The sequence below is a fragment of the Okeania sp. SIO2F4 genome, assembly GCF_010672385.1.
Lineage (GTDB): Bacteria > Cyanobacteriota > Cyanobacteriia > Cyanobacteriales > Microcoleaceae > Trichodesmium.
Genome location: NZ_JAAHGT010000858.1, coordinates 1 through 4,195, shown reverse-complemented (window position 1 = coordinate 4,195; position 4,195 = coordinate 1). Strand labels below are relative to the sequence as shown.

Below are 4,195 nucleotides of genomic sequence, written 5' to 3'. Positions count from 1 at the left end.
ATGAGCAAATTCAGAAATATCTCAGCAAGAACAAAAATAAAATATCCTGATTACTTAAATTTAAAGAGTTAAAAAAATATATTCCCATCCTACAAAATAATTATATTTCACATATTGGGCATCTCAAACCCTGATAATTTTAAGTATAAACTTTAATCTAGAAAAAAATTATTAAAATTTTTCGTGAAAACCTGACAAATACAACAATAGTTGCCTATACTCAATAAAATTGACTCGAACCTAGCCCTAGTTGCCATGATTAAATCTAGCAATATTTCCCAACCAGCCACAACTTTATTATCCCTAAATATCGCTCCAGCTCAAATTATTCGAGGCAAAAATGCTCTGGCCGAATCAGGAGAAACGATCGCCCGTCTTGGCAATAATCCCTTGATAGTTGGAGGCGATCGCTCCCTGAGTACCATCCAACCCTACCTCCAATCCTTACTACAAAGCCATAATCTGAAATTTACCCAGGCTAACTACGGCTCAGACTGTAGTGAAACTAGCTTGGCCAATCTCCGTCAAACCGTCGCCACCCAAAAAGCAGACCTAATAATTGGTATTGGTGGTGGTAAAGCTCTCGATACAGCTAAACTCCTAGCTCAACAATGTAATTTACCCATAATCACTATTCCCACCTCAGCAGCTACTTGTGCAGCTTGGACAGCACTATCAAATATCTACTCAGACCAAGGCGCTTTCTTATATGATGTAAGTTTAGCTAGATGTCCAGAATTACTAATTCTAGATTATGGGATTATTAAAACTGGGCCTCCCCGGACTTTAATATCTGGTATTGGAGATGCGATCGCCAAATGGTATGAAGCTTCAGTCAGTAGTGGCCATTCAGAGCAAACAATGATTATTGCTGCTGTCCAACAAGCTAGAGTATTAAGAGATATCCTCTTTCAAAAATCAATTGCTGCCCTACAACAACCAGGAGGAGAAATCTGGCAAGAAGTTGTAGATGCAACAGTATTATTAGCTGGTTTAATTGGAGGTATTGGCGGGGCGCAATGTCGGACTGTGGCTGCCCATGCTATTCATAATGGCCTAACTCATTTGTCTGGCAGTCATGGCATATTACATGGAGAAAAAGTTGCTTATGGTATATTAGTTCAGCTAAGGTTAGAAGAAATGATACAAGGCAATCAATTAGCTGTGACTGCTAGACAACAACTGTTAAAATTTTACAATGAGATTGGTTTGCCAAAAAACTTGGTTGACTTAGGGTTGAAAGAAATAACCTTATCTGAATTATGGCGTGCTGCTGAAGTTGCTTGTAATCCAAATTCTGATATTCATCGATTACCATTTAAAGTAGTTCCTGAGCAATTAGTAGCAGCAATGGTTTCTACAACAGTGCCACTGGAGCTAGAAAAACAAAATTTGGGAACTAATTCGTTAGATGTTGATACCACTTCCAACAATTAATAATTAACAATTAATAATTAATAATTACCTCTTCTGTATCTGTTGGTGTAGCTTACCATCAAGGATTGATATCGGGCTTTTTTAAATTCCTAATTATTTTGATAAATGAATTAATAATGCAAGATTTCAAGCCTCTACTTTCAAGTCGAAAAATCCAATATAAATTTTCTTTTAGTCAATCTTCGTTCTTTGGAAAAAAAGGTAATTGTTAATTGTCAATAAATCCAATTTTTTTGTAAAATATATTTGTCAAATAATATATGTATTCGATTAACCCAGCAGACAGGGTACAAGCACTACCACCTTACGTTTTTGCCCGTTTAGATGAACTGAAAGCTCGTGCCCGCGAACAAGGACTAGATTTAATTGATTTGGGAATGGGAAACCCAGATGGGGCGACTCCTCAACCCGTTGTAGAAGCAGCAATGGCTGCTTTACAAGATTCTACTAATCATGGTTATCCACCTTTTGAGGGTAGTGCTAATTTCCGTAAAGCAATTACTGATTGGTATTTTCGTCGTTATCGTGTAGAGCTTGACCCTGATGGAGAAGCTTTGCCACTTTTGGGTTCTAAAGAGGGTTTAACTCATTTAGCTTTGGCATATATAAATCCAGGAGATTTAGTTTTAGCTCCTAATCCTGCCTATCCCGCACATTTTCGTGGTCCTTTAATTGCTGGTGGTAAGGTTCATAGTATTTTGCTAAAACCGGAAAATGATTGGATTATCGATCTAGGAGATATTCCCGATAGTGTTGCAGAGCAGGCAAAAGTTTTCTATTTTAATTATCCTAGTAATCCTACTGGTGCGACAGCTCCACGAGAATTTTTTGAGGATATTGTTGCTTTTGCGAAAAAGTATGAAATTTTGCTAGTTCACGACTTATGTTATGCTGAGTTGGCTTTTGATGGTTATCAACCTACCAGTTTATTAGAGATTCCTGGAGGAAAAGATATTGGTGTTGAGTTTCACACTATGTCTAAAACTTATAATATGGCTGGTTGGCGAATAGGTTTTGTAGTTGGTAACTCTCGCATTATTCAAGGGTTACGGACTTTGAAAACTAATTTAGATTATGGTGTATTTACTGCTTTGCAGTCAGCAGCTCAGACTGCTTTGGAGTTACCCGATGAATATTTATATCAGGTTCAAGAACGTTATCGCCAACGTCGAGATTTTCTAATTCAAGGTTTAGGGGAGTTAGGTTGGAATGTGCGGAAAATTCTGGCAACTATGTATTTATGGGTTCCTTGTCCCCCAGGAATAGGTTCCACTGATTTTGCTTTATCTGTTTTGCAAAAGACTGGGGTGGTGGTAACTCCTGGAAATGCTTTTGGTAGTGGAGGTGAGGGTTATGTGAGGATTAGTTTAATTGCTGAGTGCGAACGTTTGGGTGAAGCGTTACGTCGGTTTGAGCAAGCAGGAATTTATTATCAGTCGGCTTATGAGTGAAAAAGAATGTAGAGACCTTTTGGCTTTCAGAAAAAGTTTTTGTAATTTGTGAATTATGTTTTTTGAACTTCGTATAGGTTTTCTAGGAACGTTTTGAATCAAATATTTTTGATAATAGTCTATCCCGAAAATATTGTCAATAATTGCTAATGGACTATCAATGCCGTTTTCGGCTTGGCAATGGCATCAACTTCTGCTGCCTCCATCATTTTTGCTTCATGACCTGTGAGGTCTGCGTATGAAAAGTTAATGTATCCCTATGAAATTCACCAGATATGAAAACGTCATTATCAAGAAACCTCTTCCCGCAGCAGGTATTGTTTGCTCCAATCCTCAACGTACTCAGCGTCTAGTTAACCGTTATTTCCCAGAGGCTCAATTGCATACCGACAGTTGGGGTATAGTTATCTACACAGGTAGTTATCAGGGGCATGATATGTTTGTTGCCAGTGTACCAATGGGGGCAGGCGGCTCTGGTTTTGCCTTTCTGGAAATGTATGCTGCTGAAGCTCACTATATTGTCCGCTACGGCTCTAATGATCGATATTTGACATACTCCCGGCATCAAATCAAAGTAACGCAATGCGGGATTCTCATCATTGATGATTATACGCTCACAGAGATGACTTAGATTAGCAATATTGCTATCGTTAAACCAGTGGTCAGGCTCTCCCGTAGCTTTTGGGTTTCCCCCAGATTCCGAGTGCCCCTCGGTACTGTTAATTATTGATCCTAATATTTCTAAACATGAGCGCAAAATGTTCCTGGCTGCGTTATGGTCACGGTCTGCTATATAACCGCAGTGGGGACATTTGTGACTTCTAACAGACAAAGATTTTTTCACAGCTTGACCACAATTTGAACAATTTTGGCTGGTGAAATGTGGAGGTACTGCTATGCAAGCAATTCCATGCAACTTAGCATAATATTCAAGCCAAGTTGTGAACTGATACCAGCTTGCATCAGATATGGATTTTGCTAGATGATGGTTTTTAACTAAATTAGCAATCTTCAAATCTGCCTTCGGCACGCCGCTCCGCGTCTACATAAACTACCAAATCGTGTTTATTGGATTAACGCCCGTGCAGTCTTTATTGCATGGTGCAATACGATTGTCTACTGATTTTGAGATTTGCCCGCGCTAATTGCTTTCTGGCTTTGTGGTAGTTATTTGATTGAGGTTTCTTGCCTTTTTCATGGCGACGCGATACTCTTCTTTGTAGCTTCTTTAGTCGTCTTTCTGAGTTTCTCAAATATTTAGGATTATCTACAGCTTTACCATCACTATCAGTATAGAAAGCATTTAA

The 4,195-nt window shown here is 38.7% G+C and carries 4 protein-coding genes and 1 pseudogene; 3 read left to right on the top strand and 2 right to left on the bottom strand.

All coding sequences use genetic code 11. The features are described from left to right. Window positions 1–255 precede the first annotated feature (255 nt). From F6K22_RS33950 to F6K22_RS33940, 3 genes are all read left to right on the top strand, one after another. Window positions 256–1,437 carry an iron-containing alcohol dehydrogenase family protein gene (locus tag F6K22_RS33950; RefSeq protein ID WP_293108530.1) on the top strand — a complete coding sequence of 394 codons (1,182 nt, stop codon included), beginning with the start codon at window positions 256–258 and terminating at the stop codon, window positions 1,435–1,437. Between the two features lie 260 nt (window positions 1,438–1,697). Continuing rightward, window positions 1,698–2,888 (top strand): aspartate aminotransferase, encoded by a 1,191-nt coding sequence (locus F6K22_RS33945; RefSeq protein WP_293108527.1) that lies wholly within the window; start codon window positions 1,698–1,700, stop codon window positions 2,886–2,888. A gap of 259 nt (window positions 2,889–3,147) precedes the next feature. Then, the gene (locus F6K22_RS33940; protein ID WP_293108533.1) at window positions 3,148–3,519 is read left to right on the top strand and encodes a nucleoside phosphorylase-I family protein; all 372 of its coding nucleotides are present in this window, start codon (window positions 3,148–3,150) and stop codon (window positions 3,517–3,519) included. 180 nt (window positions 3,520–3,699) lie between these two features. On the opposite strand, the pseudogene F6K22_RS33935 reads toward F6K22_RS33940, so the two are convergent. Then, a pseudogene (locus F6K22_RS33935) lies at window positions 3,700–3,918 on the bottom strand (zinc ribbon domain-containing protein); the annotation flags it as partial. Between the two features lie 61 nt (window positions 3,919–3,979). Next, on the bottom strand, window positions 3,980–4,195 hold a 216-nt coding region (locus F6K22_RS33930), incomplete at its 5' end, for a transposase (RefSeq protein ID WP_363275018.1).